This is a genomic window from Enterobacter cloacae complex sp. HYC080_NIDB (assembly GCF_056673325.1).
Map to the genome: position 1 here is coordinate 1378638 of NZ_CP114212.1, position 25575 is coordinate 1404212.

Annotated in this window: 25 protein-coding genes; 17 read left to right on the forward strand and 8 right to left on the reverse strand. The window is 51.2% G+C overall.

What is annotated here, in order from left to right; genetic code table 11:
• The first annotated feature begins 11 nt into the window (after window positions 1-11).
• Both O1723_RS06585 and O1723_RS06590 read left to right on the forward strand, forming a co-directional pair.
• Window positions 12-257, forward strand: a complete 246-nt coding sequence (locus O1723_RS06585; RefSeq protein ID WP_014884657.1) for a helix-turn-helix transcriptional regulator — start codon at window positions 12-14, stop codon at window positions 255-257.
• 22 nt (window positions 258-279) lie between these two features.
• Window positions 280-3060, forward strand: a complete 2781-nt coding sequence (locus O1723_RS06590) for an HD domain-containing protein (protein WP_325825038.1) — start codon at window positions 280-282, stop codon at window positions 3058-3060.
• A 76-nt stretch (window positions 3061-3136) separates the two neighbouring features.
• Here O1723_RS06590 and O1723_RS06595 read toward each other — a convergent pair whose 3' ends face one another.
• The 3 genes from O1723_RS06595 to yfcG all read right to left on the reverse strand — a co-directional run bounded on the left by O1723_RS06595 (window position 3137) and on the right by yfcG (window position 5114).
• Entirely contained in the window at window positions 3137-4027 is an 891-nt protein-coding gene (locus O1723_RS06595) for a TIGR01777 family oxidoreductase (protein ID WP_014884655.1), read from the reverse strand.
• A 13-nt stretch (window positions 4028-4040) separates the two neighbouring features.
• Window positions 4041-4409 carry a dihydroneopterin triphosphate 2'-epimerase gene (gene folX, locus O1723_RS06600; RefSeq protein WP_014884654.1) on the reverse strand — a complete coding sequence of 123 codons (369 nt, stop codon included), beginning with the start codon at window positions 4407-4409 and terminating at the stop codon, window positions 4041-4043.
• A 75-nt stretch (window positions 4410-4484) separates the two neighbouring features.
• Window positions 4485-5114, reverse strand: coding sequence for a GSH-dependent disulfide bond oxidoreductase (gene yfcG / locus O1723_RS06605; protein WP_014884653.1), 630 nt, complete (start codon window positions 5112-5114; stop codon window positions 4485-4487).
• A gap of 141 nt (window positions 5115-5255) precedes the next feature.
• On the opposite strand from yfcG, the gene yfcF reads away from it, so the two are divergent.
• The 3 genes from yfcF to yfcD are packed head-to-tail and all read left to right on the forward strand — an operon-like array spanning window position 5256 to window position 7130.
• A complete protein-coding gene (gene yfcF / locus O1723_RS06610) occupies window positions 5256-5900 on the forward strand; it encodes a glutathione transferase (protein ID WP_014884652.1) in 645 nt (214 codons plus the stop codon).
• 56 nt (window positions 5901-5956) lie between these two features.
• Window positions 5957-6508, forward strand: a complete 552-nt coding sequence (yfcE, locus tag O1723_RS06615; protein ID WP_014884651.1) for a phosphodiesterase — start codon at window positions 5957-5959, stop codon at window positions 6506-6508.
• A 55-nt stretch (window positions 6509-6563) separates the two neighbouring features.
• Window positions 6564-7130 (forward strand): NUDIX hydrolase YfcD, encoded by a 567-nt coding sequence (gene yfcD, locus O1723_RS06620; RefSeq protein ID WP_006811396.1) that lies wholly within the window; start codon window positions 6564-6566, stop codon window positions 7128-7130.
• A gap of 3 nt (window positions 7131-7133) precedes the next feature.
• On the opposite strand, the gene O1723_RS06625 is transcribed toward yfcD, so the two are convergent.
• Window positions 7134-8153 (reverse strand): LacI family DNA-binding transcriptional regulator, encoded by a 1020-nt coding sequence (locus O1723_RS06625; protein WP_014884650.1) that lies wholly within the window; start codon window positions 8151-8153, stop codon window positions 7134-7136.
• A gap of 232 nt (window positions 8154-8385) precedes the next feature.
• Between O1723_RS06625 and O1723_RS06630 the strand changes: the two genes are divergently transcribed.
• The 5 genes from O1723_RS06630 to O1723_RS06650 all read left to right on the forward strand — a co-directional run bounded on the left by O1723_RS06630 (window position 8386) and on the right by O1723_RS06650 (window position 12367).
• On the forward strand, window positions 8386-8829 hold the full coding sequence (locus O1723_RS06630; RefSeq protein ID WP_014884649.1) for a PTS sugar transporter subunit IIA: 444 nt from the start codon (window positions 8386-8388) through the stop codon (window positions 8827-8829).
• Between the two features lie 79 nt (window positions 8830-8908).
• Complete coding sequence (locus O1723_RS06635) at window positions 8909-9181, forward strand: PTS sugar transporter subunit IIB (RefSeq protein ID WP_014884648.1); 273 nt, start codon at window positions 8909-8911, stop codon at window positions 9179-9181.
• 21 nt (window positions 9182-9202) lie between these two features.
• Window positions 9203-10594: a PTS ascorbate transporter subunit IIC gene (locus O1723_RS06640; RefSeq protein WP_248190604.1), complete on the forward strand. Its 1392-nt coding sequence runs from the start codon at window positions 9203-9205 to the stop codon at window positions 10592-10594.
• On the forward strand, window positions 10591-11421 hold the full coding sequence (locus O1723_RS06645; RefSeq protein ID WP_014884646.1) for a transketolase: 831 nt from the start codon (window positions 10591-10593) through the stop codon (window positions 11419-11421). The genes O1723_RS06640 and O1723_RS06645 overlap by 4 nt, the downstream gene beginning before the upstream one ends.
• Complete coding sequence (locus tag O1723_RS06650; RefSeq protein ID WP_248190601.1) at window positions 11414-12367, forward strand: transketolase family protein; 954 nt, start codon at window positions 11414-11416, stop codon at window positions 12365-12367. Before O1723_RS06645 ends, O1723_RS06650 begins: the two co-directional genes overlap by 8 nt.
• A 114-nt stretch (window positions 12368-12481) precedes the next feature.
• Here O1723_RS06650 and pta read toward each other — a convergent pair whose 3' ends face one another.
• Window positions 12482-14623: a phosphate acetyltransferase gene (gene pta, locus O1723_RS06655; RefSeq protein WP_023330971.1), complete on the reverse strand. Its 2142-nt coding sequence runs from the start codon at window positions 14621-14623 to the stop codon at window positions 12482-12484.
• Between the two features lie 76 nt (window positions 14624-14699).
• Window positions 14700-15902 (reverse strand): acetate kinase, encoded by a 1203-nt coding sequence (gene ackA / locus O1723_RS06660; protein ID WP_014884643.1) that lies wholly within the window; start codon window positions 15900-15902, stop codon window positions 14700-14702.
• A gap of 337 nt (window positions 15903-16239) precedes the next feature.
• Between ackA and yfbV the strand changes: the two genes are divergently transcribed.
• From yfbV to O1723_RS06680, 4 genes are all read left to right on the forward strand, one after another.
• Window positions 16240-16695 carry a terminus macrodomain insulation protein YfbV gene (gene yfbV / locus O1723_RS06665; RefSeq protein WP_014884642.1) on the forward strand — a complete coding sequence of 152 codons (456 nt, stop codon included), beginning with the start codon at window positions 16240-16242 and terminating at the stop codon, window positions 16693-16695.
• Window positions 16696-16787: 92 nt separating this feature from the next.
• The gene (locus tag O1723_RS06670; RefSeq protein WP_008502874.1) at window positions 16788-17282 is read left to right on the forward strand and encodes a YfbU family protein; all 495 of its coding nucleotides are present in this window, start codon (window positions 16788-16790) and stop codon (window positions 17280-17282) included.
• Between the two features lie 11 nt (window positions 17283-17293).
• Window positions 17294-17953, forward strand: a complete 660-nt coding sequence (locus O1723_RS06675; RefSeq protein WP_014884641.1) for a sugar phosphatase — start codon at window positions 17294-17296, stop codon at window positions 17951-17953.
• Between the two features lie 75 nt (window positions 17954-18028).
• The gene (locus O1723_RS06680) at window positions 18029-19861 is read left to right on the forward strand and encodes an SLC13 family permease (protein ID WP_023337563.1); all 1833 of its coding nucleotides are present in this window, start codon (window positions 18029-18031) and stop codon (window positions 19859-19861) included.
• 52 nt (window positions 19862-19913) lie between these two features.
• Here the strand turns inward: O1723_RS06680 and yfbR are convergent, their stop codons facing one another.
• Window positions 19914-20513 carry a 5'-deoxynucleotidase gene (gene yfbR, locus O1723_RS06685; RefSeq protein WP_014884639.1) on the reverse strand — a complete coding sequence of 200 codons (600 nt, stop codon included), beginning with the start codon at window positions 20511-20513 and terminating at the stop codon, window positions 19914-19916.
• A 118-nt stretch (window positions 20514-20631) separates the two neighbouring features.
• Window positions 20632-21846: an alanine transaminase AlaA gene (gene alaA, locus O1723_RS06690; protein ID WP_003861471.1), complete on the reverse strand. Its 1215-nt coding sequence runs from the start codon at window positions 21844-21846 to the stop codon at window positions 20632-20634.
• Window positions 21847-22786: 940 nt separating this feature from the next.
• Here alaA and lrhA point away from each other — a divergent pair.
• The 3 genes from lrhA to nuoB all read left to right on the forward strand — a co-directional run bounded on the left by lrhA (window position 22787) and on the right by nuoB (window position 25486).
• Window positions 22787-23725 carry a transcriptional regulator LrhA gene (gene lrhA / locus O1723_RS06695; RefSeq protein ID WP_014884638.1) on the forward strand — a complete coding sequence of 313 codons (939 nt, stop codon included), beginning with the start codon at window positions 22787-22789 and terminating at the stop codon, window positions 23723-23725.
• 630 nt (window positions 23726-24355) lie between these two features.
• Entirely contained in the window at window positions 24356-24796 is a 441-nt protein-coding gene (gene nuoA, locus O1723_RS06700) for an NADH-quinone oxidoreductase subunit NuoA (protein WP_014071109.1), read from the forward strand.
• 15 nt (window positions 24797-24811) lie between these two features.
• Window positions 24812-25486, forward strand: a complete 675-nt coding sequence (nuoB, locus tag O1723_RS06705) for an NADH-quinone oxidoreductase subunit NuoB (RefSeq protein ID WP_003861482.1) — start codon at window positions 24812-24814, stop codon at window positions 25484-25486.
• The last annotated feature ends 89 nt before the right edge of the window (window positions 25487-25575 follow it).

The window sequence follows — 25575 nt, forward strand, 5'->3', positions numbered from 1 at the left end:
GAAGAGTCATCATGCTTCCCCATCGACTTAAAGCGGCGCGACTGAAGGCCGGACTATCACAGCAAAAACTTGGGATCCTTGCGGGGATTGATGAAGCAACGGCTAGCGCACGAATGAACCAGTATGAGAAGGGGATCCACACGCCTGACTTTGCACTGGCTTGCAAGTTAGCTGAGGTGCTGAGTATACCGGTTTGTTATTTTTATACGATTGAGGATGATTTGGCTGAGTATATTTACACATATTTTAATGAATAAAAATTTAATTAGGAATTGAGTCATGAGAATAGAGCAGAGATTAAAGCAACTTGCAGAAGTTAATCCTAATTACTCATTATTATGGGCACAGTGGGAATTTGACAAAAAATTATTATCTAGGGCTCTTAATACAGTATCAAGAGATTTTCCACATTACAGTTTGCATGATGCGTCACATTCATCCACAATAATTACACAAATAGAGAAAGTTATCTCCCCAAATATTTATAAATTGACCGCGACAGATTGTTGGTTGCTGTTGGAGTCTTGTTATTGGCATGATGCCGGTATGGTGATTACTAATGAAGAAAAAAAAGAGCTCTTAAGAGATCCTTTATTTCATTTTTATCTTGAAGAGTTATCCCATAAAGAAAGTGAACTATCGAAACATGCAAAAGAAATATTACAAAGTAAAAATGAAAATGATATCGTAAAAGCACTTTCTATATCGAATTCTTTGACATTTGTTTTGGCTGATTATTTCAGAAAATTGCACGCGGATAGATCAGGAAACTTTGTCAATGAACCATCAAAGATAAATGTATCTTCACCTAGAACTTCACTTATTCCACAAAGGCTTTTTAATTTTGTGGCTCAAATAGTTCAATGTCATGGAAGAAATCCAGATGCAATTTTGGAGCTTGCAAAGTATAACGATGGAATGGATGCAGAAGATTATGCTCATCCTCGATATATAGCAGCTTTATTAAGAATAGGAGATCTACTCGATATTGATGATGGCAGATTTTGTCCTACTTTACTTGCAAATATTGGGAATGTACCTGTTTCCTCTAAAAACCATCAAGAAAAGCATGCATCAATAAAACATTTATTAATAAATAGCGAAGTAATTGAAATAAAAGCTGAGTGCGAACAATATGGGGCATATCATGCACAACAAGGCTGGTTTAATTATATACAAAATGAATTCGATTATCAGAAAAGGGTTTGGAATGAAATAGTTCCTGATAGTGATTTCAGGGCTTTGCCAACCATCGGTATACTTGAGTGTAGAATAAAAGACTATATAGCTATTGATGGTAAAGTTCCAAAAATAACATTAAACCCTAAACGTGTTTATGAATATATTACTGGGTCTCAGATATATAGCGAAAAATATCCTTTCGTTCGTGAGTTATTACAAAATTCTATTGATGCAACATATTATAAAGTTTGGGATGAGTTGATTTCTAATAGCAGTTTACTTCATGATGATGTAAAAGATCGAGAGATTTTTAAAAAAGAATTAGAAAAATATAAAATAGAATTGTTAATAGAAGAGTATGAAGTTGAGGAAGGTGTAAAATTTAATAGTTTCATTATTAAAGACTTTGCTCTTGGTATGGATATTAATGATATAAGGAAGATTCTAGTCGTAGGATCGGATTCAGTTGAATTAATAAAAAAATTAAATAGAACAATGCCAGATTGGGCAAAACCGTCTGGATACTTCGGTATTGGCCTTCAGACAGTTTTCAAATTATGTGACGAGGTTGTAATTAAAACTAGGAAAAAGGAAAACCCTTGCTATGAAATAAAGGTTATAAATAATGCCGATAATGAATTCTTTGATATCTCAATAAAAGAATTGGATGATAGACGATTTGAAGGAACTGAAATTAAATCAATTTTTAAAAGCAAAGATGGATACTTTATAAATTACAGAGGTCGCCGGATTGACAACCATGACGATCCATTGCTTTTAGAACAAAAAAACGATTTTTATCAAAATGTAATGCAGATGCTAACCTCTGATTTTAAAAAGTCCCATATTTCATTAATAATCAACGGAACTAAATTAGAAAGGCGAGTTGATGTTGAAAATAAAAACGGTGATGTTTTTATGTCAGACTATTCTCTTGGCGCAGACTTTAGCATAAAAATAAACTTGGAAGATTATATTTTCGCTAATTTAATCTTCAAATATAAAAGCGTTGAGTTTGACACAAGCTTTAATGTTAAATGCTTAGTTGGTGAATTGGATATTTTCAAAAATAGTGCTGGGTATTGGTTAACGATAGATCGAAAAAAAGGTCGAACAGACAGGCATAAAGAAATTGAAGATATTATAAATCATATACTTAAAACTCATTCTTCAAACTTAAGAGAAAATACTAAAGATGATAAGTTGTCTGATTTTTATTTATATTCTGTGACTGGGCAGTCTATTAATTATGAATGGAAACAATATGAAATAAATGGGGTGAAATTAGAGCAATATATAAATGGGGAAAACGATCTTTTTGTTTATGCACACAAGTATGGTTTTTTATATAACACAAAATTCAATGACATTGACCTAAATGTTATGCATATACTATCTGGTATTTTCAAAAGAGAACCATTATCTCTAGCTGTTGAGGAATACTATGGCGATTTGCCTTTTGAAGAATCTGAAAGATATGATGAAGATGATGGTGTTGGCTTTATATTCAAATTTAAAAATGATGGATTAAAAACTTTTACATGTCCGTCATCATTATTAAAAAAAGAAATTCAATTGAATATTACTGAATCACCTACGAGAAAATTAATCCCGTGCTATAACGAATATTACAGCGACATATCCGTTTGCGAAAGGGATATACCATTAAATATAAGTGTTGGTTCGTCATTCAATCGTTGGGTTGATAAATTCATATTCACACCAATGGCTTCTTCACCTCCAAATGAGATTGATTTGGAACAGCAGTTATCTATACTTTTAAATTATTATATGTCATTACATATATTAAGTTGTACTGAGGCTAGCTTCAAGGCTAAATACAAAGAGTGTTGGCTTGAGTTGGGGCTTATTAATTAACATTAAAAACGAATTAAGCCTCAGTTAAATTACTCTTACAATTGAGGCTTAAATGATATATTTAATAATTGATTTTTTATACAACATCCCCCAGCGCCTCTTCTAAGTCATACCAGCGGAACGCGAACCCCGCCGCTTCCAGCCGTTTGGGGAGCGCCCGTTGTCCGCCTAATACCAGCACGGACGCTTCACCCATCATCAGGCGAATCACCGTGGCAGGTACGCGCAATATCGCCGGGCGATGCAGGGCGTGCCCCAGAGCGTGAGCAAACTGTTCATTACGCACCGGATATGGCGCGACCATATTAAACGGTCCGCGCAGATCGTTATCCAGCAGCCAGAGAATGCCGTTGACCATATCGTCGATATGGATCCACGCCAGATACTGACGGCCGTTGCCAATCGGTCCACCGAGTCCCAGCTTAAAAGGCGGGAGCATTTTGCCCAAAATACCGCCGTTCGGCGCCAGTACCACACCGGTACGCAGCAGGCAGACGCGGGTACGATCGCTTTGCGCCGCACAGGCGATGCGTTCCCACTGGGCACAGAGTTTATGGGTAAATTCGTTGTGGGGCGGCTCTTCCTCGGTCACCACCACTTCGCCAAGATCGCCGTAATAGCCCGTCGCTGAGCCCGAAATCAGCACCGACGGCGGCGTGTGGCTGTTGCGAATCAGCTCAACCAGCTTCTCGGTGATGTTCCAGCGGCTGCTGCAGAGCCGCTGTTTCTGCTCTTCGGTCCAGCGCTTATCGGCAATGGGTTCACCCGCGAGGTTGATGACGGCATCAAAGCCGTCCAGATTCTGCTGCTCAGCCAGCCCTTTCCAGATGTCGACGCCTGCGCCCAGCACCTTACGCGCTTTTTCTGGGCTGCGCGTCACCACGGTGATGTCATGATGCAGCGCCTGAAGACGCGCAATGAGATGGCGACCAATCAGACCCGTACCGCCGGTCAGCAAAATCTTCATACAACCTCCAGGTTTATCCCTGGCATCGCCAGCTTAACGTCATAGAGACGGAGTCGGCGTAGCGCAGGGCGTGAAGTTTATCGATCTCTACTTCAGCATAAGTGACCCAGTGATGATCGCGTGCGATATCGAGCACATCCTGAGTTAATTTCTCCAGCAGAGAGAAGCGGTTGTTCTCCACGTACTGAATGATGTTTTTGGTTATCGTGCGATAGTTCAGCGCGTCATTGATGTCTTCGCTGGCCCGCGCTTTGTCGGCGGGATAGTGAATAACCACATTAATGACAATATCCTGACGGTTGGCAATCTCTTCCTCTTTGATACCGATGAAGGTACGCAAGCGTAAATTTTTTATACGAATAATAGCGTCTGGCTGTGACATTGCAGGTCTTCTCCGTGTCAGTAATTGCCGCCCATAATACATGAGAGGCTTGCAGGCACACAGCCTCCTATAAGGTTAAATCTGCTGGATTTTTTGCAGTGCACGTTCGGTGGCCGGGCGGGTACGGATACGTTCAAACCAGTTGTTCACCGCCGGGTAGGACGCGAGATCAATCCGGTGTTTTTCATGGGTATTCACCCACGGCCAGCAGGCGATATCGGCAATGCTGTAATGATCTCCCCCAAGCCACGGCGTTTTTTCCAGCCGCTGGTTTAGCACGCCATACAAACGTTGCGTCTCCACCTGATAGCGTTCTATCGCATAAGGGATGGGCTGCGGGGCGTAAGCGGTAAAATGGTGATTCTGTCCCAGCATGGGCCCAAGTCCGCTCGCCTGCCAGAAGAGCCATTGCAAGGTATGGTGACGTTCACGCAGCTCCCCGCTCAGGAGTTTGCCGGTTTTCTCCGCCAGATAGAGCAAAATTTCGCCGGATTCAAACAGGCTCAACGGTCTTCCTCCGTCGGCCGGCTGATTGTCAATAATGGCCGGAATTTTATTGTTCGGCGAGATAGCCAGAAAGAGAGGACTGAACTGTTCACCTTTGCTGATATCCACGCGAATGATTCTGTAATCCAGTTCGGCTTCTTCGAGAAAGAGGGTGATCTTATGGCCGTTTGGGGTAGGGGCGTAATAAAGGTCAATCATTCTCAACTCCTGTCCATGCGAATAGTAGTGCCACGACAACTGAGTATAGGTAATTGTTGTAAATCGTGAGTTTTCATCAAGTGACAGCGGGGCAAAGAGATTATATGTTGAGTAAAAAACCGATCAGCCGATGAGGATGTTATGAACCAGCCCCTAATCACGTTGTGGTCCGATGCGAATTTCTTTTCCCCCTATGTCATGAGCGTGTACGTTGCGCTGGCTGAAAAAGGGCTTACTTTTACGCTGAAGACCGTTGATCTCGACGGCGGGGAACATCTCAAACCGCAGTGGCAGGGTTACGATCTCACCCGACGCGTGCCGGTGCTGGAGGTTGACGGCTTTGCGCTGAGCGAATCATCAGCGATCGATGAATACCTGGAAGATCGTTTTGCGCCGCCCGAGTGGGAACGGATCTATCCTCACGATCTGCAAAAACGCGCCCGTGCGCGGCAGATCCAGGCGTGGCTACGTAGCGACCTGGTGCCGATTCGTGTAGAGCGCTCGACAGATGTCGTGTTTGCCGGGGTGAAAAAGCCAGCTCTGAGCGCGGAAGGTACGCACAGCGCCCAAAAACTGATTGAAACGGCCACGTCGCTTCTCGCGCACGGCAATCCGAACCTGTTTGGTGAATGGTGCATTGCCGATACCGACCTGGCGCTGATGCTGAACCGCCTGATCCTCAACGGCGATGAAGTCCCTCAGCTGCTGGTGGATTATGCAGCGTTCCAGTGGCAGCGCGCCTCTGTGCAGCGCTATGTGGCACTCTCCGCTAAGCGCGCGGGCTGATAAGCCCTGACGCTTCAGGTATGATAAGGGCAGTGAGTTTTCCGAGGGAGAGACGAATGAAATTGATGTTTGCGTCGGATATCCATGGATCGCTGCCCGCGACCGAGCGCGTGCTTTCTCTGTTTGCGCAAAGCGGCGCGCAATGGCTGGTGATTCTGGGGGATGTGTTAAACCATGGCCCGCGCAATGCGCTGCCAGAAGGCTATGCCCCTGCGCAGGTCGCGGAGAAGCTTAATCCGTTTGCCTCGCGCATCATTGCCGTGCGCGGTAACTGCGACAGCGAAGTCGACCAGATGCTACTGCACTTTCCCCTTACCGCTCCGTGGCAACAGGTACTGCTGGAAAACAGCCGCCTGTTCCTGACCCACGGGCACCTTTTCGGCCCGGATAATCTCCCGGCACTCGCGGCTGGCGATGTCCTGGTTTACGGTCATACTCATATTCCGGTGGCTGAAAAACGCGGTGAAATTTATCACGTTAACCCGGGGTCGGTCAGCATACCCAAAGGCGGATATCCTGCGAGCTATGGCATGCTGGATGGAAATACCCTGAGCGTAATCGCACTTAATGATCAGCAAGTTATTGCGCAGGTAGCGATTAATCCGTAAGTTACACCCCAACTGCAAACGCGCCGAAAGAGCGCTTAGACGAGAAGGTTTCCCGATGGTGGAGCAGAATCATTTGGCAAGTACTGAATGGGTTGACATTGTCAGCGAAGAAAATGAAGTGATCGCGCAGGCCAGCCGCGAACAAATGCGTGCAGAGCGTCTGCGTCACCGTGCAACCTACATTGTTGTGCATGACGGCATGGGCAAGATTCTGGTTCAGCGTCGCACGGACACGAAAGATTTTCTCCCAGGTATGCTGGATGCCACAGCGGGTGGTGTCGTGCAGGCCGATGAAGTGCTGCTGGATTCCGCGCGTCGTGAAGCGGAAGAAGAGTTAGGGATTGCCGGTGTGCCATTTGCTGAACACGGGCAGTTCTATTTCGAAGACGAACATTGCCGCGTCTGGGGCGGACTGTTTAGCTGCGTTTCCCACGGGCCTTTCGCCCTGCAGGAAGAAGAAGTGAGCGAAGTCTGCTGGATGACGCCGGAAGAGATTACCGCGCGTTGCGACGAGTTCACGCCGGATTCGTTAAAAGCACTGGCGCTATGGATGACCCGCAACGCCAAAAACGAATCCGCTAAGCCGGAAAATAAAGCGGAAAAAGAGGAAGAGGCTGAATAAGCCTTAACAGCTTTCCCGCAGACACAGGCTGGACGCGATAGGTTTATGGTCGCGCCAGTCTCCATCATTCAGACGTTCCAGTAACGCTTTCCCGGCCTCAATTCCAATCTTTCGATGCGGTACCGCCATGGTCGTCAGCGGCGGCTGACAGACGCGGCTGACGTCGCTATCCCCAAAGCCTACGACGGCAAGATCGTCCGGCACTTTGATTCGCCGACGCTGACACTCATACAGCGCACCGCAGGCCAGTTCGTCTGAAACGCATACCAGCGCATCCAGCTCCGGCCACGCCAGCAGAAACTCAGGCAGCTGCGCCGCACCGGTCGAGAAGCTCGGCGGCATGGCGGCGTTAATTACCCGGTTCGGCGACAGATGATGGCGCAGCATCGCTTTGTACCAGCCCTGCAAATGCTGCTGGAAAATCCACTGTTCCTGGTTGGCGCACAGCAGGCCGATATTCTGGTAGCCGCGCTTAATAACCATTTCTGTTAGCTCATACATGGCCGCCACGTTATCAATCCCGATATTCATATCAATCGGGTCGGCGCGCATAGCACCCATCTCCATCACCGGGATGGAGGCATTTTTCAGCCAGTGGCGAACGGTGTCGGTATGCTCCACGCTGAGCAGGATCGCGGCGGCAATATTTGACGCCAGCAGCGTTTCCAGCAGCTTTTCCTCCTGTTCAAGACGATGCTGAGACTCGGCCAGCATGATCTGGTATCCGGCAGGCTGAAGCACCTGCTGTAGCCCGGCAAACATCTCTGAACACCCAGCTTCGGAAAGATTAGGAACAACCATTGCGATCGTCCATGACGACGCCGATGCCAGTGCGCTGGCGGCGAGATTGGGCATATAACCCAGTTCCTGCACCGCAGCTTCAATTTTTTCACGCAGTTTATCGGAAACCTGTTCCGGCGTGCGGAGCGCACGGGAGACGGTCATCGTGCCAACTCCGGCAAGCTGTGCGACATCCGCGAGCGTGACTTTTCCGGTACTGCGCCGTTTTCGGGTTAAAGACATACACCTTCCTGCTGACCAGACGCGTTCTTATTCCTTCACTCCAGGTGACAGGCAGTATACGCCTTAAATCCCTTTTTTTGCTGTGATTTCACACGATGATGGCATTTTGATAGCGCTATCACACTTCTGCATGTTAATCGTTGGTAGCGCTATCTTTGTGACCGGGATCGCAGTCAAGGATTGATGGGTTGAATAAAGTTTGCTCATCTTTGGCGTGACGACGGAGTGAAAAGTGCTCAAAAAGTGGATATATGATACAACCATCACGCTTCAGGAGAGCGTTGAAAGCTGGCCTCAGGCGCTGGAGATATGCGCGAAACCGTTACTGGAGCTGCAGGTGATTGAACCGGAATACGTGACGGCAATCATTCAGCAGCACCATGCTTTAGGACCGTATTATGTGCTGGCACCAGGGCTGGCCATGCCGCATGCGCGGCCGGAAGAAGGCGCCAAAGGACTGGGGTTGTCATTACTAAAACTAAAACAGGGTGTCTCTTTTGGTGCCGGGGAGTTTGACCCTGTCGATGTCATTATTATGCTCGCGGCACCGGACAAACATAGCCATATCGAGATGATCTCATCGCTGGCAGAGTTATTTTCCAGCGACGAAGATATGGAAAAATTACATCAGGCGAATACCCTGGAGGACATTAAAACCATTATTGACCGCTTCTGATTTAATTCTTTAATCCGATTATTCACAACATTACGCGCCAGCGTGATGGGGCGTGCTCTACTCATAAAAGGGGACAACAATGAAAATCATGGCTATTTGTGGGTCTGGCCTGGGCAGCAGTTTTATGGTCGAAATGAACATTAAAAAGGTGCTCAAAAAGCTGGAAATTGACGCCGAGGTTGAACACTCCGATCTCTCCTCCGCCACGCCGGGCGCGGCTGACCTGTTCGTGATGGCAAAAGATATTGCCGCCAGCGCCAGCGTACCGGAAAGCCAACTGGTGGTGATCAATAACATCATTGATATCAACGAACTTGAAGCGCAACTGCGCGCCTGGTTCGAAAGACAATAATCCTGATAAGGCGAGGTGGATATGTTTATCCTTGAAACGCTGAATTTCGTTGTTGATATTTTAAAAGTCCCTTCGGTGCTGGTCGGATTAATTGCCTTGATCGGTCTGGTTGCGCAGAAAAAAGCGTTTTCAGATGTGGTGAAGGGAACCATTAAAACGATTCTTGGTTTTATTGTGCTGGGTGGTGGCGCCACGGTGCTGGTGGGGTCATTAAATCCATTGGGGGGGATGTTCGAGCACGCCTTTAATATTCAGGGCATCATTCCCAATAATGAAGCGATTGTTTCGATTGCGCTGGAAAAATACGGTGCCTCTACCGCGCTGATTATGGCGTTTGGGATGGTAGCGAATATTATCGTCGCGCGCTTTACCCGTCTGAAGTACATCTTCCTGACCGGGCACCACACGTTTTACATGGCGTGCATGATTGGCGTAATTCTCACCGTGGCGGGCTTTGAGGGGGTAGGGCTGGTCTTTACCGGATCGCTGATCCTCGGCCTGATTATGGCTTTCTTCCCGGCCATTGCGCAGCGTTACATGAAGCGCATCACCGGTAACGATGAGATCGCCTTCGGCCACTTCGGCACCCTGGGCTACGTGCTGTCTGGCTGGATTGGCAGCAAGGTCGGCAAAGGCTCTCGTTCAACCGAAGAGATGAACCTGCCGAAGAACCTGAGCTTCCTGCGCGACAGTTCGATCTCTATCTCCCTGACGATGATGATTATCTACCTGATCATGGCGGTGAGCGCCGGGCGGGAGTACGTCGAAGCCACCTTCAGCGGCGGTCAGAACTACCTGGTTTACGCCATTATCATGGCGATCACCTTCGCGGCGGGCGTTTTCATCATCCTGCAGGGCGTGCGCCTGATTCTGGCGGAAATCGTCCCGGCCTTTACCGGCTTCTCTGAAAAACTGGTGCCGAACGCACGTCCCGCGCTGGACTGCCCGGTGGTCTACCCGTATGCGCCAAATGCCGTGCTGATTGGCTTCCTGTTCAGCTTCCTCGGGGGGATTGTCGGGCTGTTCATCTGCGGGCAGTTCAGCTGGGGGTTGATCCTCCCGGGCGTCGTGCCGCACTTCTTTACCGGTGCAACGGCGGGCGTGTTCGGTAATGCCACTGGCGGACGTCGCGGGGCGATGATAGGCGCCTTCGCCAATGGTCTGCTGATTACCTTCCTGCCGGTTCTGCTGCTGCCGGTGCTGGGCGCGATTGGCTTTGCTAACACCACCTTCTCGGACGCCGATTTCGGCGCGGTGGGGATTGTGCTAGGTAACCTGGCGCGCTTCCTGTCACCGCTTGCCATCACCGGGCTGGTCGTGGCGCTGTTCGCGCTGCTGGTGGCCTACAACCTGTTTGCGAAAAACAAACCTGCGGGCGGTAACGCGCAGGAAAATACCGGAGCCAAATCATGAATGAGAATGAGATAACCGAGCTGGCGCGCCAGATTCGCCTTGAGACGCTGAAATCGCTGACGCAGCTCGGATTTGGACACTACGGCGGCAGCATGTCGGTGGTCGAAACGCTGGCCGTGCTGTACGGCGCGGTGATGAAAATCGACCCGGCGGATCCGGACTGGCCAGAGCGCGACTACTTTGTCCTGTCGAAAGGCCATGCGGGCCCGGCGCTGTACAGCACGCTGGCGATCAAGGGCTACTTCCCGGTGGAGGAACTGAGCACCCTGAACCAGAACGGTACGCGCCTGCCGAGCCATCCGGATCGCCTGAAAACGCGCGGCGTGGATGCGACCACCGGTTCGCTGGGGCAGGGGATTTCCATTGCTGGCGGGATGGCGCTATCGCACAAGCTCGCGGGGCGACCGAATCGGGTTTTCTGCATTGTCGGTGACGGCGAGCTGAACGAGGGACAGTGCTGGGAAGCCTTCCAGTTTATTGCCCACCATCGTCTGAACAATCTGACGGTATTCGTCGACTGGAACAAACAGCAGCTGGATGGCGAACTGGATGAAATCATTTGCGCGTTTGACCTCGAAGGGAAATTCCGTGCCTTTGGTTTTGACGTGGTGACCGTGAAGGGAGACGACATTTCGGCGCTGCTGGACGTGACGTCGCGCGTGCCGGCGAAAGACGCCCGCCCGCAGGTGGTGATCCTCGACAGCATCAAAGGGCAGGGGGTGCCGTATCTCGAACAGCTCAGCAATTCGCACCACCTGCGATTGACCGCGGAGAGCAAAGCGGCCCTCAACGAGACGATTCGCCAACTGGAGGCTTCACATGATTAAGGTTGCACCGGCAGGACAGAAAGACGCCGTTGAGATGCGTAAGGTCTACGCGGGCTTCGTGGCAAAGCAGATTGAGGCCGGAAGCGAGATTATCGCCCTGGAAGCGGACCTGATGAGTTCGATGGCGATGGACGGCGTGGCGCGCGATTATCCGCAGCACGTGATTAACTGCGGCATCATGGAGGCCAACGTGATCGGTACAGCTGCCGGGCTGTCGCTCACCGGTCGCAAACCGTTCGTGCATACGTTCACCGCGTTTGCCAGCCGACGCTGCTTCGACCAGCTGTTTATGTCCCTGGACTATCAGCGTAACAACGTGAAGGTGATAGCCTCGGATGCTGGCGTGACGGCCTGTCACAACGGTGGGACGCATATGTCGTTCGAGGATATGGGCATCGTGCGCGGTCTGGCGCACTCGGTGGTGCTGGAGGTGACCGACGCGGTGATGTTTGACGATGTGCTGCGCCAGCTTATCGATCTGGAAGGCTTCTACTGGGTACGCACCATCCGTAAGCAGGCCCCGAGCGTGTATGCGCCGGGCTCAACCTTCACCATCGGTAAAGGCAACGTGCTGCGTGAGGGAAGCGATATTACGCTTATCGCCAATGGCATTATGGTAGCGGAAGCGCTGGAGGCGGTGCGTCAGCTGGAGCAGGAGGGGGTCAGTGCAGCGGTTATTGATATGTTCACCCTGAAGCCCATCGACCGCATGCTGGTGAAAAACTACGCTGAGAAAACCGGGCGCATCGTGACCTGTGAAAACCACAGCATTCACAACGGTCTTGGCTCGGCGGTGGCGGAAGTGCTGGTGGAAACCTGCCCGGTGCCAATGCGCCGCGTGGGGGTGAAAGAGCGTTACGGTCAGGTGGGGACGCAGGACTTCCTGCAGAAGGAGTACGGCCTGACGGCACATGACATCGTGTCGGCGGCGCGAGAGCTGCTGTAATAAAAAAGGCGACCCTTTGTGGTCGCCTTTTTGTTGCCCGGTGGCGCTAGCGCTTAACGGGCCTACGGTCCTGTAGGCCGGATAAGCGAAGCGCCATCCGGCAAGACCTTACAATTACTGCTGCTGCGAAGACTGGATCGCCGTCAGCGCGATGGTATAGACGATATCGTCAACCAGCGCACCACGGGACAGGTCGTTCACAGGTTTGCGCATACCCTGCAGCATTGGCCCGATGGAGATCAGGTCTGCTGAACGCTGTACCGCTTTATAGGTGGTGTTACCGGTGTTCAGATCCGGGAAGATGAACACGGTAGCGCGACCTGCAACCGGAGAGTTCGGCGCTTTGGATTTTGCCACGTCAGCCATCACGGCGGCGTCGTACTGCAGCGGACCGTCGATCATCAGATCCGGACGTTTTTCCTGAGCAATACGGGTCGCTTCACGCACTTTCTCTACGTCGCTACCTGCACCAGAAGTACCGGTGGAGTAGGAGAGCATCGCAACGCGCGGCTCGATGCCGAAGGCAGTCGCGGAATCTGCGGACTGAATAGCGATCTCAGCCAGCTGCTCTGCGGTTGGATCCGGGTTGATCGCGCAGTCGCCGTAAACATAAACCTGTTCAGGCAGCAGCATGAAGAACACGGAGGAGACCAGAGAGCTGCCCGGTGCGGTTTTGATCAGCTGCAGCGGTGGACGGATGGTGTTTGCGGTGGTGTGAACTGCACCGGAAACCAGACCGTCAACTTCGTCCTGCTCCAGCATCAGCGTACCCAGCACCACGTTGTCTTCCAGCTGCTCGCGCGCAACGGCTTCGGTCATGCCCTTGCTCTTACGCAGTTCAACCAGACGGGCAACGTAGCTTTCACGAACCACTTCAGGGTCAACGATTTCGATGCCCGCACCCAGCTCAACGCCCTGAGACGCCGCAACGCGGTTGATCTCATCCGGGTTACCCAGCAGCACACAGGTCGCGATGCCGCGCTCTGCACAGATAGCCGCCGCTTTAACGGTACGTGGTTCGTCACCTTCTGGCAGAACAACGCGTTTGCCCGCTTTACGCGCCAGCTCGGTCAGCTGGTAACGGAATGCTGGAGGAGACAGACGGCGGCTGCGCTCGGAGGTCGCGGTCAGGGATTCGATCCAGTCTGCGTTGATGTAACCTGCAACGTATTCCTGAACTTTCTCGATACGCTCGTGGTCATCAACCGGCACTTCCAGGTTGAAGCTCTGCAGGCTCAGGGAGGTCTGCCAGGTGTTGGTATTCACCATGAAGACCGGCAGGCCAGTGGCAAACGCGCGTTCGCACAGCTTGCTCACGCGTGGGTCCATCTCGTAAGCGCCGGTCAGCAGGATGGCACCGATCTCTACGCCGTTCATCGCCGCCAGACACGCTGCAACCAGCACGTCAGGACGATCGGCAGACGTTACCAGCAGGGAACCTGCGCGGAAGTGTTCCAGCATGTGCGGAATGCTACGCGCACAGAAGGTCACGGACTTCACGCGGCGGGTATTGATATCGCCTTCGTTAACGATGGTCGCGTTCAGGTGACGCGCCATATCGATTGCACGGGTGGCAATCAGATCGAAGCTCCAGGGTACCGCGCCGAGAACAGGCAGCGGGCTGGAATCCTGCAGTTTCGCCGGATCAACTTTGACGACCTTCGCTTTGGAAGAGTCGTCGAAGATCTCAGACAGGTCTGGGCGAGTACGGCCCTGATCGTCAACCGGGGCGTTCAGTTTGTTCACGATCACGCCGGTGATGTTGGTGTTTTTCGTGCCGCCGAAGCTGCTGCGTGTCAGTTCGATACGCTCGTTCAGCTGTTCCGGGGTATCAGTGCCCTGGGACATGACGAAAACGATCTCTGCGTTCAGGGTTTTCGCGATTTCAAAGTTCAGAGACTGAGCAAACTGGTGTTTGCGCGTCGGGACCAGACCTTCAACCAGCACCACTTCTGCGTCCTGCGCATTTGCATGGTAGTTGGCGATGATCTCTTCCATCAAAACGTCTTTTTGATTGCTGGAGAGCAGCGACTCAACGTGACTCATCTTCAGCGGTTCAGCCGCAGGCAGATTGGAGTTTTTGCGAACGATGGTGGTGGTCTGGTCAGGCGCATCGCCACCGGCACGAGGCTGGGCGATTGGCTTAAAGACGCTCAGACGAACGCCTTTGCGTTCCATAGCACGGATTACGCCAAGGCTGACGCTGGTCAGGCCGACGCTGGTTCCGGTAGGGATCAGCATAATAGTACGGGACACGGTTTATCCTCTTTCGTTACCGCCGACACGGGGCGGGTTACAAAACAGCACCGCCAGCATTGCTGGCGGTGTGGAATCAGGCAGTCAGGCGGTGTGCGTCTTGCGCGATGACCAGCTCTTCGTTAGTTGGGATAACGATAGCCGGACGGGTGCCTTCTTTGTTGATGAAGCCAGACTTGCCGAAACGCGCAGCCAGGTTACGCTCGTGATCAACGTCGAAGCCCAGAACGCCCAGTTTGCCCAGGGACAGTTCACGAACCATAGCCGCGTTCTCACCGATACCACCGGTGAAGATAACCGCGTCCAGACGACCGTCCATCAGCGCGGTGTAAGAACCGATGTATTTCGCCAGACGGTGGCAGTAAACGTCCATTGCACGTTTAGCGTCTGCTTTCTCTGCGTAGTTGTCTTCAACATAGCGGCAGTCGCTGGTGACTTCGGTCAGACCCAGCAGGCCAGACTCTTTAGTCAGCATTTTGTTGATGTCGTCAACGCTCATGCCCAGAGTGTCGTGCAGGTGGAAGATGATCGCCGGGTCGATGTCACCGGAACGGGTACCCATCACCAGACCTTCCAGCGGGGTCAGACCCATGGAGGTATCAACACATTTACCGTTGCGGATAGCAGAAACAGAACCACCGTTGCCCAGATGGCAGGTGATGATGTTCACTTCTTCAACAGGTTTGTTCAGGATTTTTGCGGCTTCCTGAGTCACAAAGAAGTGGCTGGTGCCGTGCGCGCCGTAACGACGTACGCCGTGCTCTTTGTACAGGCTGTATGGCAGGGCATAGAGGTAAGACTCTTCCGGCATGGTCTGATGGAACGCGGTGTCGAACACGGCCACGTTTTTGTCTTTCAGATTCGGGAAGGATTTCAGCGCTTCAGCGATACCGATCAGGTGCGCCGGGTTGTGCAGCGGAGCAAAAGAGGCAGAATCTTTGATGCCCTGGATAACAGATTCGTCGATCACGACGGAGCTGGTGTATTTTTCGCCGCCGTGGACGATACGGTGACCAATCGCAGTCAGCTGAGCAGACAGTTCTGGTTTTTGTGCCAGAATAGTGTTAACGATAAAGTTCAGCGCTTCACTGTGAGCGGCGCCTGCACCTAAAGCCGCTTCTTGTTTGCTGCCGTCCATCTTCCACTTGATACGTGCTTCAGGCAGATGGAAACATTCGGCCAAACCAGAGAGGTACTCGTCACCGTTGAGCGCATCGATGATGGCGAATTTCAGTGAGGAGCTACCGCAGTTCAGAACCAGTACTAACTTACTCGACATGGAAGTACCTATTATTGATACGTGGCTAAAAAAACGTCAGTGAGTCTAACAGCGTAACGCATGATGACTCGGACATTTATGATTAACATCATGCCAAACGAACATTGTGGCATGATGGAAGAAATAACTATGATTTTATGCCATTTTGCACAATTTTCAGCCAATGGCATAATGTGCGATAATTTGACGAGTGAATGATTCTCGTCTATGGCCCAATCAGGCTGGCACAGGATACCCGATACGGGGTAGCGATGACAAAATATTTTGAACGTTGTCATAGCCTGTTGTGGTTTTGCACAAAAATTTTAATTTTTATACGTGAAGTTGAGGTACAGCCATGTCGACACCCGAAACCCCTACCGTGAATTTCTTCAGTCTGTTTCGTCGGGGACAGCATTACGCAAAGACGTGGCCGATGGAAAAGCGCCTTGCGCCAATGTTTATTGAGAATCGCACCATCCGCGCCACGCGCTACGCGATTCGCTTTATGCCCCCTGTCGCCATTTTTACCCTGTGCTGGCAAATAGCGTTAGGCGGACAGCTTGGCCCGGCCGTGGCGACAGCACTCTTTGCGTTAAGCCTGCCGATGCAGGGGCTGTGGTGGCTAGGAAAACGGTCCATCACGCCACTGCCACCTTCTATTTTACACTGGTTTTATGAAGTCCGTGGAAAACTGGAGGAGGCCGGGCAGGCGCTTGCTCCGGTTGAAGGCAAGCCAGATTACCAGGCGCTGGCGGACACGTTAAAGCGCGCTTTTAAGCAGTTGGATAAAACATTCCTCGATGACTTGTGATTGATCATCGAAACGACCAACAAAAAAAGGCACAGTAACAAACCGTTACCGTGTCTTTTTTTTACAGTGCAATGCGCTACAGGAGTCGAAAGATGGAAATGACCCATGCTCAACGTCTGATTTTGTCTAACCAGTACAAAATGATGACAATGCTTGATCCCGATAACGCTGCGCGCTACAGCCGCCTGCAGACTATCGTCGAACGGGGGTTTGGTTTGCAAATGCGCGAACTGGACCGCGAGTTTGGTGAGCTGAAAGAAGAAACCTGCCGCATCGTGATCGACATTATGGAGATGTACCACGCCCTGCATGTTTCCTGGACTAATCTCAAAGATCAGCAGTCCATTGACGAGCGCCGTGTCACCTTCTTAGGCTTTGATGCAGCGACGGAAGCGCGTTATCTGAGCTATGTCCGCTTTATGGTGAATACCGAAGGGCGTTATACCCACTTCGATGCGGGTACCCACGGCTTTAACGCGCAGACCCCAATGTGGGATAAATACCAGCGCATGCTGAGCGCGTGGCACGCCTGCCCGCGTCAGTACCATTTAAGCAGCAACGAAATTCAACAAATCATTAATGCCTGACGGAGGTGCGTGTGCAGTGTAGAGGTTTTCTGTTTGATCTGGACGGTACGCTGGTGGATTCGCTGCCGGTTGTGGAGCGTTCATGGTGCCATTGGGCTGACAGACAGGGTATCGACCATCAGGACGTACTGAATTTCATCCATGGCAAGCAGGCCATAACCTCATTGCGGCACTTCTTAGCGGGGCGTTCTGAGGAGGAGATTCAGGCGGAGTTCAAATACCTGGAGCAGATTGAGGCCACCGATACGGAGGGTATCACTGCACTGCCTGGCGCACGCGAACTGCTTGAACATCTTAACGAAGCGCAGATCCCGTGGGCTATCGTCACGTCCGGCTCTGTTCCGGTCGCGCATGCCCGTCACAAAGCGGCCGGTTTACCGAAGCCCGAGGTGTTCATTACCGCTGAACGCGTTAAGCGCGGCAAGCCAGAGCCGGACGCGTTTTTGCTTGGCGCTGAACTGCTGGGCCTCGCTCCCGCTGAGTGCGTGGTCGTGGAAGACGCGGCGGCAGGCGTGCTGGCCGGGCTGAACGCCGGGAGTCACGTCATTGCCGTTAACGTTCCGGCGGGGTCTCCCCGGCTGAGTGAGGCGGACTTTGTGCTGGATTCCCTGACGGCACTGGCAGTGTCTAAGGCGCCCGATGGCGTTGTAACCGTCTCGCTAAAAATGTAATCCCATGATTTAGCCCCACGTTGCTGGGGCTTTTTTATGGCAAAATTCCTCATCTTCCACTGACAAGGATAGGTTGTGAACGGTGAACTGATTTGGGTCCTGAGCCTGCTTTTAATCGCCATTATTCTCTTCGCCACAGGTAAGGTGCGCATGGATGCCGTTGCCCTGTTTGTCATCGTCGCGTTTGTGCTGAGCGGCACGCTTACGCTACCGGAAGCTTTCTCCGGGTTCAGCGATCCTAACGTTATCCTGATTGCCGCCCTGTTTATTATTGGCGACGGCCTGGTGCGCACCGGTGTGGCGACCATCATGGGCGCGTGGCTGGTTAAAGTGGCCGGCAGCAGTGAAACCAAAATGCTGATCTATCTGATGCTGACGGTTGCCGGGCTGGGGGCGTTTATGAGCTCAACGGGCGTGGTCGCTATTTTTATCCCGGTGGTACTGAGCGTCTCCATACGGATGCAAAGCTCGCCGTCGCGACTGATGATGCCTCTGAGTTTTGCCGGTTTGATAAGCGGTATGATGACGCTGGTGGCGACGCCGCCGAACCTGGTCGTAAACAGTGAGCTGCTGCGGGAAGGTTTTCAGGGCTTCAGCTTTTTCAGCGTCACCCCGTTGGGTCTGGTGATTCTGGCGATGGGCGTGGTCTATATGCTGCTGACCCGTTTTGCCCTGAAAGGCGAGAACCAGGACAGAAACAAAGACGGGTGGAAGCGGCGCACTTTCCGCGATCTCATCAAAGAGTACCGCCTCACCGGGCGGGCACGGCGTCTGGCCATTCGCCCCGGCTCGCCGATGGTCGGCCAGCGTCTTGACGACCTGAAACTGCGCGAGCGCTATGGGGCGAACGTGATCGGCGTGGAACGCTGGCGCCGTTTTCGCCGGGTGATCGTCAACGTCAATGGCGTATCGGAATTTCGGGCGCGTGACGTCCTGCTGATCGATATGTCCACTGCGGATGTGGATTTGCGCGAGTTCTGCAGCGAACAACTGCTGGAGCCAATGGTGCTGCGCGGGGAGTATTTCTCCGATCAGGCGCTGGATGTCGGTATGGCTGAAGTCTCGCTGATCCCCGAGTCCGAACTGTTGGGCAAAACCGTGCGCGAAATGGGGTTCCGCACCCGGTATGGCCTGAACGTCGTGGGGCTGAAGCGCGACGGCGTGGCGATGGAAGGGGCCGTCGTGGATGAACCGATCCTGCTGGGGGATATCTTCCTTGTGGTGGGAAACTGGAAGTTGATTAGCCAACTCGGGCAAAAAGGGCGTGATTTTGTGGTGCTCAACATGCCGGTTGAGGAGAGCGATGCGTCTCCGGCGCACAGCCAGGCGCCGCACGCGATTTTTTGTCTGGTGCTGATGGTCGCGCTGATGCTGACCGATGAAATTCCAAACCCCATAGCCGCCATCATTGCCTGTCTGCTGATGGGGAAATTCCGCTGTATCGACGCCGAGAGCGCTTATAAAGCCATTCACTGGCCGAGCATCATTCTTATCGTGGGGATGATGCCTTTTGCCCTCGCGCTGCAAAAAACCGGCGGGGTAGATTTAATCGTTAAAGGGCTCATGGACATGGGCGGCGGGTACGGACCGTATTTGATGATGGTGTGCCTGTTCATTATGTGCGCCACGATCGGGTTGTTTATCTCCAATACCGCCACGGCGGTGCTGATGGCGCCCATTGCGCTGGCGATGGCGAAATCCATGGGCGTGTCACCCTACCCGTTTGCGATGATGGTGGCGATGGCGGCTTCAGCGGCATTTATGACGCCGGTTTCATCCCCGGTCAATACGCTGGTGCTGGGGCCAGGAAATTATAAATTCAGCGATTTTGTGAAGATTGGCGTGCCATTCACCGTGCTGGTGATGGTGGTGTGCGTGGTGTTAATTCCGGTTTTATTCCCGTTTTAGCGTGAGCGCAGAAACGTAGGCCGGGTAAGGCGAAGCCGCCACCCGGCTAAAATTACAACGGTGAATCCTGGCTAATCTCATCCAGCGATAAATGGAAGCTCGGCACAAATACCTGCATAAAATAATCCATCTCGTCGCTGCGGCGGGATGCCAGGGTTTTTTCCAGACGCGTTTTCGCCAGTAAAAACTCGTTATTGCCCGCAGACAACTCTTCAAGACACTTCAGATAGGCGCACAGCGCGTCGGCCTGTTTGACCAGCGACTTTTCATCTTCCGTATACTGATGCTCGTCGATGAGCGGTTCAAAGATATCGCGCAGCTCCTCCGGCACCATGTCGATCAACTTCTGCTGGGCGATTTTCTCAATGGCCTTATATTCCTGCGCAATCTGTGAGTTGAAATATTTCACCGGCGTCGGCAGATCACCGGTTAACACTTCTGACGCGTCGTGGTACATCGCCAGCAATGCGATGCGCTCGGCATTCACCTGCCCGTTAAATTTGCGGTTTTTAATGGCGGCCAGCGCGTGCGCGACCATGGCAACCTGAAGACTGTGCTCTGATACGTTCTCTGTGCGCACGTTGCGCATCAGCGGCCAGCGGTTGATGAGTTTCAGGCGGGAGAGGTGGGCAAAGAAATGACTCTGACTCATAGGTTACCTTTTGTCTTCACTGCGACAGGACTTCATTGTGCGGGGAGGGGAGGCAAGATGCAAATTTGCGGATTTTGTAGGCCGGGTAAGCGCAGCGCTACCCGGCAGAATGGCTACGTTACTGATGATAACCTGAGAGGAATCGCCCGAAGCGGCTGATAGCCATTTCGAGATCGTCCTCGCGCGGCAGCGTCACGATACGCACATGGTCCGGCCACGGCCAGTTAAATGCCGTCCCCTGAACCAGCAGCACTTTTTCCTGCAACAGGAAATCGAGCACCATCTTCTGATCGTCGTGAATATTGAAGCGCTTCGCGTCGATTTTCGGGAACATATAGAGAGCCCCATTTGGCTTCACGCAGGAGACGCCCGGGATATCGTTGATCAGCTCCCACGCGCGGTTACGCTGTTCGTACAGGCGGCCTCCAGGGACGATAAACTCGCTGATGCTCTGATAGCCACCGAGCGCGGTCTGGATTGCATGTTGTGCCGGCACGTTGGCGCAAAGACGCATAGACGCCAGCATTTCCAGCCCTTCAATATAGCCTTTGGCGTGCTTTTTCGGGCCGTTGAGTACCATCCAGCCCTGGCGGAAACCGGCCACACGGTAGGTTTTAGACAGGCCGTTAAAGGTAACGGTCAACAGGTCCGGGGCCAGCGCGGCAATGGAGTGGTGTTGCGCCGCGTCATAGAGGATCTTGTCGTAAATTTCGTCGGCAAAAATGATCAGGTTGTGCTGGCGGGCGATCTCAACGATCTCCATCAACAGCTCTTTTGAGTAGACCGCGCCCGTCGGGTTGTTCGGGTTGATAATTACGATGCCGCGCGTGCGAGGGGTAATCTTCGCGCGAATATCATCCAGATCCGGGAACCAGTCAGAGGATTCGTCGCAAAGATAATGGACAGCTTTACCGCTGGACAGTGATACGGCAGCCGTCCACAGCGGATAGTCTGGCGCGGGAACCAGCATTTCGTCACCGCTGTTCAGCAGCGCCTGCATGGCCTGGACGATCAGTTCAGAGACACCGTTGCCAATGTAGATATCTTCTACGGTAACGTCACGCATGCCGCGAGCCTGGTAGTGCTGCATAATGGCTTTACGTGCGGAATAAAGTCCTTTTGAGTCGCAATAGCCTTGCGCTGTGGGCAGGTTGCGGATCACATCAACCAGAATCTCATCCGGCGCTTCAAAACCAAATGGCGCAGGGTTACCAATGTTGAGCTTCAGAACCTTATTGCCTTCTTCCTCAAGGCGTTTTGCCTCTTTCAGAACCGGGCCACGGATGTCATAACAGACGTTATCTAGCTTGCTGGATTTTTCGATAGGGGACATGAACCTTTAACCTTTTCGCTATTATTGCCACTCCCTGCCGTGGAAGTCAGCACGGAATAATGTACTCCCCCCACGCTTCGTTTTGAAGGGTGTGCAGTAGAAGATTTTGTGCATGTTGTGAAATTCTGGTGAATCTTTTTTGCTGTTTGTTGACGCTTTTACTGTCGTAACGTAAGGTCAAATGCGCTGGTTAAGGGGGATTGTGCTGAAAATAATTGTAAAAAATGGATATTATCCCGGTGGAAAATAAATGACCCGTAGAGGAGAGACAGAAGTCACGCTGCGTGACTTTTCGTAAAACCTGAGTGTTGAAAAAATCTTGCAGTAATAGCCTGCAGCGGCTAAAAGTTACTCATGTGAAAATAATGTTAAGTGTTATTAATGAATGACCTTAATCGAAATTAAAATTTATTTATTATTAACCAACAAAATGCAACTTTAGTTAATTTTAATAAAATTAGTTGAGAAGCTTAACAAAGCGCTTTACTCCTTAATATTGCAATAAGACTTATAAATAAAGTGGATTTGGGTTAAGATGTCTTTAGGTAAAGCAGATGAAAGATACCCAAATGTTGTATATCTGAAACTGGTTTTCCGATTTAATTGATTGTTATTGTTAGAGTTATCTCTGGCTGGAATGTGTAAAACATCTCCTGCTACGTTGACAGCGCTGCGATAAAGATGGCAGAAAAGGTGTCACGCCTTTAATGTAATTTACATAAACCTGCGAACATCTAAATATCCTGAACGTTTAAGAGAATAAAAATATCGTCATGAAACGTGCTTTCTGACTGTTGATATAAAGCAGCACAATAACTATCTGTCAGGCAGTCTGCCGGGCCGGGATGCGAGGGAAAATCTTCAGAGGGAATTGCTTAACTGTTACACACACAGCTTCAACCCGGGCAGCTCCGCACGAGCAACCTGAAAGTGAATAGATATGATAAATGCAAATCGTCCGATAATGAATCTCGACCTCGATCTGCTGAGAACGTTTGTTGCGGTCGCCGATCTCAACACTTTTGCAGCAGCTGCTGCCGCCGTCTGCCGAACTCAGTCCGCCGTTAGCCAGCAAATGCAGCGGCTGGAGCAACTGGTCGGTAAAGAGCTTTTTGCCCGTCACGGACGCAATAAGCTCTTAACGGAACACGGTATTCAGCTACTGGGTTATGCCAGGAAAATTCTTCGCTTTAATGATGAAGCATGTATGTCACTTATGTTTAGCAACCTTCAGGGGGTGTTAACCTTAGGGGCATCTGATGAGTCAGCGGATACAATATTACCGTTTCTTCTCAACCGAATTAGTTCGGTTTATCCGAAACTTGCGCTGGATGTGAGCGTCAAGCGCAATGCTTTTATGGTTGAGATGTTAAATGAGAATAAGGTCGATCTGGTGGTCACCACGCATCGTCCCGGGCAGTTTGATTGCCTGACGTTGCGCAGATCGCCGACGCACTGGTATTGCGCGGCTGAATATGTGTTGCAAAAAGGGGAGCCCGTTCCACTGGTTTTACTGGACGATCCGAGCCCTTTCCGCGATATGGTGCTGACAGCATTAAATGAAGCCAATATTCCATGGCGTCTGGCGTATGTAGCGTCCACGCTGCCTGCGGTGCGTGCCGCCGTCAAAGCAGGACTTGGCGTAACGGCCCGTCCGGTGGAGATGATGAGCCCTGACCTGCGCGTTCTCGGTAAATCTGATGGTCTTCCTGCGCTGCCAGATACTGAGTATCTGCTTTGCCATAATGCGTCCAGTCATAACGAGCTGGCGAAAGTGGTGTTCGAGGCGATGGAAAACTACCATAACCCGTGGCAGTACGAGCATGTTACCTCCGAAGGAGGGGATGATTCCCTGATCGTTGAAGGTGACTTTGAGTGATCAAACGCTCAAAATTCTGGTAACAAAATGTAAGTGTAAAAAAAAGCCACTCGTGTCGTTTTCGCACGCAGTGGCTTTTTTTTGTCAATATTATCCCTGTTTGACGAAGGGGCTTCATAAATAGAGTCTATTTATCAATGCCATAAATGCTTTTGCTTAAATTCTGTTCGTTTTCAGTTCTAACTTCATCCATAACCTAACGATGTTAAAAAAACAGCAAATATGTTGCTGGTTTTTTGGTTGAATTAACAAAAGCGTGTCTCAGATCAAGAAAATACTCCTATTTGGGGGGAGGAATCGTTGGCAAATCCTGTCAAAATAGGAGGGTTATTTTTTTTACTTCCAAAACGGACACGATTCAACAACCTGCATTTGACGGAAAGTCATGTACCCACCAGGGTTAAAGGGCACCAAATGTTAATGAGAATCGCTCGATGTAATTTAATGTGAAGAAACCTTTGTTAAAGTTGACAAAAGGTTATAGAAAGGAGTAAAAAACCCCATCATTTTGCTGTCTACGTCTCATTTCAGACAGTTTGTGTAAGGTTATTTGTTCCTCCCCATGAATCGATGTGATGCCTATCTGCCAGCAAGAGCAGTGTCGTCGGTATCACTTTTGATGAGTAAGCAATGAGTATGTCAACATCCACAGAAGTCATCGCTCATCACTGGGCATTCGCAATCTTTCTTATTGTAGCCATTGGCCTGTGCTGCCTGATGTTAGTCGGCGGCTGGTTCCTGGGCGGTCGCGCCCGTGCAAGGCACAAAAACACACCTTTCGAATCAGGTATTGATTCAGTAGGTTCCGCTCGCTTACGCCTGTCTGCCAAGTTCTATCTGGTAGCGATGTTCTTCGTCATCTTCGACGTGGAAGCGCTCTACCTGTTCGCATGGTCGACCTCCATCCGCGAAAGTGGTTGGGTGGGCTTTGTCGAGGCCGCAATTTTCATTTTAGTGTTACTGGCCGGTCTGGTTTATCTGGTGCGTATTGGCGCGCTTGACTGGACGCCTGTGCGTTCACGTCGTGAACACATCAACCCGGAAAACAGTATCTCTAATCGTCAGCAGTAACAGCGAGGCAATAAGATGGATTATACGCTCACCCGCATAGATCCTAACGGTGAGAATGACCGTTACCCCCTGCAAAAACAGGAGATCGTAACCGACCCCCTGGAGCAAGAAGTCAACAAAAGCGTGTACATGGGCAAACTCGAACATGCCATGCACGATATGGTCAACTGGGGTCGTAAGAACTCTATCTGGCCCTACAACTTTGGCCTTTCTTGCTGCTACGTTGAAATGGTGACGTCATTCACTGCGGTGCATGACGTTGCGCGTTTTGGCGCCGAGGTACTGCGTGCATCCCCGCGTCAGGCTGACCTGATGGTGGTAGCCGGTACCTGCTTTACCAAGATGGCACCTGTTATTCAGCGTCTTTATGACCAGATGCTGGAGCCAAAATGGGTTATTTCCATGGGCGCATGTGCAAACTCTGGCGGCATGTACGACATTTATTCCGTTGTGCAGGGCGTTGATAAGTTCATTCCGGTGGATGTTTACATCCCGGGCTGCCCGCCGCGTCCAGAAGCCTATATGCAGGCGCTGATGCTGCTGCAGGAGTCTATCGGTAAAGAGCGTCGTCCGCTTTCATGGGTTGTTGGCGATCAGGGTGTCTACCGCGCGAACATGCAATCTGAGCGCGAGCGTAAACGTGGTGAACGTATTGCCGTCACCAACCTGCGTACGCCTGACGAAATTTAATTTGCGCCTGTGGGCCTGGAGAACACCTTCGCATATCACTACTCAAATAGCGCGAAGCCAGGCTTAACAGTCACCACGGACCATTTGCA